This window comes from Pirellulales bacterium (genome assembly GCA_035546535.1).
Lineage (GTDB): Bacteria > Planctomycetota > Planctomycetia > Pirellulales > JACPPG01 > JACPPG01.
This window is the reverse complement of the sequence record DASZWQ010000053.1, coordinates 1-6,028: the sequence shown is the minus strand read 5'-3', so window position 1 is coordinate 6,028 and position 6,028 is coordinate 1. Positions and strand designations below refer to the sequence as shown.

Annotated in this window: 4 protein-coding genes; all 4 read left to right on the top strand. The window is 61.8% G+C overall.

Annotated elements, in window-relative coordinates:
- A partial coding sequence (locus VHD36_07035) for a tetratricopeptide repeat protein (protein ID HVU87057.1) occupies window positions 1–1,864 on the top strand: 1,864 nt, incomplete at its 5' end.
- A gap of 262 nt (window positions 1,865–2,126) precedes the next feature.
- Window positions 2,127–3,197 (top strand): hypothetical protein, encoded by a 1,071-nt coding sequence (locus VHD36_07030; protein HVU87056.1) that lies wholly within the window; start codon window positions 2,127–2,129, stop codon window positions 3,195–3,197.
- Window positions 3,198–3,372: 175 nt separating this feature from the next.
- Window positions 3,373–5,391 carry a tetratricopeptide repeat protein gene (locus VHD36_07025; protein HVU87055.1) on the top strand — a complete coding sequence of 673 codons (2,019 nt, stop codon included), beginning with the start codon at window positions 3,373–3,375 and terminating at the stop codon, window positions 5,389–5,391.
- 151 nt (window positions 5,392–5,542) lie between these two features.
- A partial coding sequence (locus tag VHD36_07020; GenBank protein HVU87054.1) for a hypothetical protein occupies window positions 5,543–6,028 on the top strand: 486 nt, incomplete at its 3' end.

The window sequence follows — 6,028 nt, the reverse complement described above, 5'->3', positions numbered from 1 at the left end:
CATGGTGGGGCTGTTCTACCTGCTGACGCTCTACGGCGCCTTGCGCTACTGGACGGCCGGCGACGAACCGGCGCGCGTCGGCTGGTTGCTCTTCGCCACCACGGCGTGCCTGGCGGGCATGGCCAGCAAGGAGGTGATGGTAACGGCGCCGGTGGTCGTGCTGTTGTTCGAGCGGGCGTTCGTCGCCGGCTCCCTGCGGCAGGCCTTGCGGCAGTCGTGGCCGTTGTACGTCGGGCTCGCCCTCGGCTGGACGCTGCTCTTTGCGCTCAATCGTGCGGGGCCGCGTACCGCCTCAGCGGGCTTTCAACTGGGCGCAGCCGTGAGAGTATCTCCCTGGATCTACTGGTGTACCGAAGCCAAGGTGCTGTTTTTGTACCTGAAATTGGCCGTGTGGCCCTGGCCGCTAGTGATTCACTACGACATGACCTTCATCAACGCCTTCGCGACGGCCTGGCCCTGGGTACTGCCGGCCGTTTTATTGGCGCTGGCCTCTCTCTACCTGTGGTGGCGGAACACCGCAACTGGTTTCGTAGCGGCAGCCCTCTGGATCATTCTTTCTCCCACGCTCGTGGTGCCGGTCCTGAGCGAGGTCGCGGCCGAACGGCGCATGTATCTGCCCATGGCCGCGGTGTGCGCCTTGGTCGTCGCGGGCGGCTATTCCGTTCTCGGCAGAATTTGGCCACGGAGAACGACGGCCGCGGCGCGCGGATCAAACGGCCCCGGTCGAGGCGCCGTCGTTGCGGCGACGGTCGCCGTGGTCGTGATCGCCGCCACGTTCGCCGCCCTCGACGTGAAGCGGATGACCGCCTACGAAAGTGAGATCGGGCTGTGGGAGGATACGCTGCGCAACCAGCCGCACAACGCGCTGGCGCTGACAAGCCTGGGCATTTCTTTGATGCACGCGGGGCGCAACGAAGAAGCGATCGAGCGATTGACCGAGGCCGTTCAATACGCGTTTTTTGGAATCAGCGAGGCGCAATTCCGCGTCAAACTGGCCATGGCTCTAGCGGGTGTCGACCGCGTCGATGAGGCGATTTTCGAGTATCGCGAGGCACTCCGATTGGGATTTAACAATCCCGCGGAGATACACCTGAGCATCGGCGTCTTGCTCCTTGGCGCGGATCGAGGCGAGGAGGGGCTGCGGGAGTTGGAGGAGGCGCTGCGTCTCAAGCCCGATTCACCCCAGGTCCACAGTTATTTGGGGTTGGCGCTGTTGCAGCTCGGGCGCTCCCGCGAGGCCGCTACTCGGCTAAAGCATGCCGTCCGTTTAGCACCGGGGTCAGCGGACGCGCACTACAACCTGGGACGAGCCCTGGCGAAGGACAAGGAGTTGCGCCAGGCGATCGAAGAATTCCAGGAGGCGCTGCGTCTGCAGCCGGATTTTCCGGCTGCAACCAAGGCATTGGCCCACGCTCTGGTGGATTCGCAGCAATCGGCCGCCGCCGTTGGCCTGCTGCGGAAGGCCGTCGAAGCGGAGCCCGAGAATGGCGAGCTTCGCTACGCCTTTGGGCGTGCCTTGGCGGGGGCGGGGCGGCTGCCCGATGCGATTGTCCAGTTCCAGTCGGCCGAGCAGCACGGCGAGCGAACGGGCGCGCTTTATCGCGCATACGGACACGCGCTTCTACAGCTCAGGCGACCTGGCGAGGCCGCGGCGCGGCTCGAACTCGCCGCGTCTCTAGACCCGAACGACGCCGAAACGCTCTTTGCCGCCGCCAAGGCTCGCGCCCAGGCCCAACAGCCAGAGCAGGCGGTCGCGGCTGCGGAACGGGCCCTGGACCTGGCGCGAACCAACGGCCTCACGGACCTTGCAGCGGAAATCGACGCGTGGCTCATCGAATTTCGTCGCCATCCGTTTTCCCCCTAGCCGAGGTTTTGGCCTCGCCCCCCAGCGGGTTCCTTTAAAAACAAGCCAAAATCAACGAAATCCCCAACCAATTTGGAAAATTAACACTTTTTAGCTTGCATTCCCCGCCAATGTGGTTAGTCTCTTCTAAAGGTGGGGGTTACTCCGGATGTCCGGGGTTTACTACCCATGAATTGGGTTGGGCTGGATAAGGCGATTTGTTCCAAGCGTTCTGATTCGCATCCTTCGACACCTTTAAGGGTTTAGCAAAGAGGAGCCGCTAATGATTTGGAAAACAAGTCGAACTCTCTTGGCGGCGGCCATCGCCGCCTCCTCTGTCGTGCTCGCGGCGGGCGCCCTTCGGGCCGCCACTGTAACCAGCACTGTATTGCTCGGGCCACCGAATGGTGCCGGCAATCTCGGAAACGTCACAGCCAGTCTCAGCTTGGGGTCGGGCTCGACCCTTGCGCTTGGCTCGAATGCCATTTCCGGCAATTACAAGCAGCACATTGTGTTCGTAAACACGAACATCGGCTTCTCGGCTCAGAATCAGACCTCCACTCTGTCGCTCAGTCCGAGCACCGTCTCGTTGTCGACGAGCAACGCCAGCGGCACGGCCAGCCTGACGTATGACAACGTCACGCCAGGGACGCCGCAGATCTTGAATTCGCTCAACGCGAACCTCAGCGATGGCACCGTGACGCCCTTCGGCATCAATGCCTCGGGCATCTCGATGGGAACGAGCGTTGGTACCTTCACGCTGACGCCGACGTTCTCGGGTTCGATCAGCGGTGTTACCTTCACTTCGTCGGGCCCCGCCACGGTCTCGGGCGGTAACCCGGGTAACGCGCTGGTTCCTGGAACGTTCTCGATCTTACTCAACGGTAGCGTTACCGGGTCGTTGAACGTGCTTGGCATCAACCTGAATGTCGGTACTCTGTTCACGTTGCCGACCAACACCCAGGTCACGTTCTCTGGCAGCTTGCCGATTGCCGACCTGCAAACGTCGGATACGGGCGTCCCCTTCGGCGCCTTCCCCGACTCGACGCACCTGAACAACATGCTTGTGGATCTGCAGTCGAACCTGTCCGCTCTGCCGCCGATTCCCTTCCAGTTTGTTGCTCCGCTGGCGACGAGCGAGAGTTTCAGCGTCGGTAGCAGTTCGAGCGGTGTCACGTCGATCAATATTCAAAACACGACGTTGACCGCCAATCTGATGCTGAGCAACCTGGCGTTTAACCTGAGCGGTCAGGTGCCCAGCGCCCTGATCCCCGAGCCCAGCTCGGTGGCTCTGGGAAGCCTGGCCTTGGTGGGCTTCATCGGCATGGTCTATCGCCGCAAGAAGGCTGCCTAAGGAAACCGTTCGACAACCAATCGTGATTTGCTCCTTGGAAGGCCCGATCCGGACAACGGATCGGGCCTTTTTCTGCGCGCTGGTCGCGGCCCGACGGGCTTTGTTCTTCACGGACCGCAATGCGCGTGCTACTGTCGAGAATCAGACATCGATCGTAAACCGCGCTGGCGTGATCATGCCTGCTTCGCCCCCTGCCAAACGCTCGAATGCCTCGCGACGGGATCGCGGCGGGGCCGCTTCGCGCGCGGCCAAGGCACCTTTCGGTCCAACGGTCATCTGGCTTGCCGCCGCCCTGGTCGCGATGGCATTCGTCGTGTATTTGCCCACACTGCGTGCCGAATTGATCTGGGACGACGGCGAGAACATCACCACGAATGAAACGCTTCGTAGCGCCGCCGGATTGTGGGACATGTGGCTCGTGCCAGAGTCGATCCAGCAGTATTACCCGCTCATGTATACGACCTATTGGGTCGAGTATCACCTGTGGGAACTGCGGCCGTTTGGCTACCACCTGGACAATATCCTGCTGCATGCCACGGCGGTTTTGCTCCTGTGGCGGCTGCTGGTGCGCCTGCAGGTGCCTGGCGCGTGGCTGGCCGCGGCGCTGTTCGCCGTTCACCCCGTGTGCGTCGAATCCGTGGCCTGGGTGACCGAGCGCAAAAACGTCCTGAGTCTCTCGCTGGCGCTGGCCTCGATGTTGTGTTATCTGCGCTATTCACCGGTGGCGGTCGAAATCGATCGCGCGCCGGACTCGAAAAAGCGTCGCGCGCTCTGGTACGCGTTGGCGTTCCTGCTGTTTGCCCTTGCGCTATTCGCGAAGACCATGGTGGTCTCATTGCCGGCCGTGCTTTTGGTGATCTACTGGTGGAAACGAGGGCGTCTGGAGGGGCGGGAAATCGTGGCGCTATTGCCATTCTTTGCCATCGGCCTGGCCTTGAGTCTGATTACGATTTGGATGGAAACCCACCACGTCGGCGCGCAAGGGGATGATTGGTCGCAGCCGTTTTTGAATCGCTTCCTGCTGGCCGGCCGAGCCTTGTGGTTTTATCCCAGCAAGCTGCTGTGGCCGCACCCGCTCGTGTTTCTTTATCCACGCTGGAAGATCGACCCGCAGGTCTGGTGGCAATACCTGTTTCCTGCGGCGGCGCTGGCGCTGCCTATTGTTCTCTGGCTGGCGCGCGGGCGCATCGGCCGCGGTCCCTTGGCGGCCGTGCTGATTTTTGCCGGCGTCCTGTTCCCATCGCTCGGCTTCTTCAATATCTACTACATGCGCTATGCCCAGGTGGCAGACCATTTTCAGTATCACTCGTGCACGGCTCTATTCGCCTTGGCCGCGGCCGGGGCTGTGGGGGCGATCATCAAGATTCCGGCCGGCAATCGCTCGATGGTTTATCTCGCCGGAGCGGCGCTATTGTTCATTTTGGGGGTGCTCTCTTATCGGCAGACGTTCATTTACCAGGACATTCCCACACTGCTCGGCGATATCATTGCCAAGAATCCCGGCAATTGGATGCCCTATGCCAACCTGGCCGATCATGTGGACTCGCAAGGCAAGTTCGACGAGGCGGCCGATCTGCTGGCGACCTCGATTCGCCTGTGCGAAGAGGACAAGATATCGGGCATTCGATTGTTTGAGATCCGTCGTAAACGCGGCTTCGTGCTCATGGAGGCCGGTCGGTTTGACGAGGCTGATCGCCAGTTTGGCGCGGCGCTCGAGATGCGTCCCTACGACGGGCGTGCGCTGTTTGGCCAAGGTATGGCCCTGGCTTCGCAAAACCGTTTTGCCGAGGCACAAACGAAATTCGAGAAAGCCGTCGGCGTCGACCACAATTACGCCGAAGGGTATTACGGCTTGGCGCTCGTGCAGGCCAGAATGGGAGCGCGCGAACAGGCTCTCGAGAATTTCCAGAAGTCCCTGCGTCTCGACGGGAACCGGCCGGAAGTACACTTCGAGCTGGCCAATTTCTTGGGCACAAGCGGCAATCTGCCGGCGGCCGTCCAGGAATACGAGGCGACTCTACGTCTTCAGCCGAACCATGCGGACGCGCTGCGCAATATCGGGATCGTGCTCGTCGAATTGAATCAGCCCGCCGAGGCGACAACGTATTTGCGCCGCGCCTTGGCATTTCATCCCGAGGACGCATTGGCCCAAGCGGCTCTCGACAAGTTACGCGCGAAAACTCCGGGTCCGTGATACGTGGGGATTACCACACTCTTCGTTGATGCGCGATTCGCTCCCCCAATCCGATTCAGCCGCGCCTGCCGCGGAGGTGACCACGGCCGAGTCATCGGCACGCCGTCTTCTGCCGAATAGGCTGCCCCAGCCGGGAATGCCGGCGCTTCTGTTGGCCACTGTTGTGCTGAGTGTCGCGGTGGTCGCCGCTTACCACAGCGGGCTGCGTGGCCCCTTCATCTTCGACGATTTGACTTGCATCGAGCAGAACCCATCGCTGCAGCACGTCTTTCCGTTGTGGGATAAGGAGCCGGGCTCGGGACCTCTGTGGCCGGCGCGAGAGTACCCAACCGCCGGTCGGCCGCTGGTGAATCTGTCGTTTGCCCTGAACGTCGCGTCGGGCGGCCTCGATCCGTTCGGCTTCCATGTGGTTAATGTGTGCCTGCACGTGCTGGCGGCGCTGGTGCTCTTTGCACTCGTGCGGCGCACCTTGCGACTCGAGCGTTTCGAGCATCGATTCGATCGCGCGGCCGACGGCCTGGCCCTGGCCGCGGCGCTCTTGTGGGCGCTCCACCCGATCAACACCGAAACGGTCGAATATGTCACGCAGCGCACCGAGCTCATGGTGGGGCTGTTCTACCTGCTGACGCTCTACGGC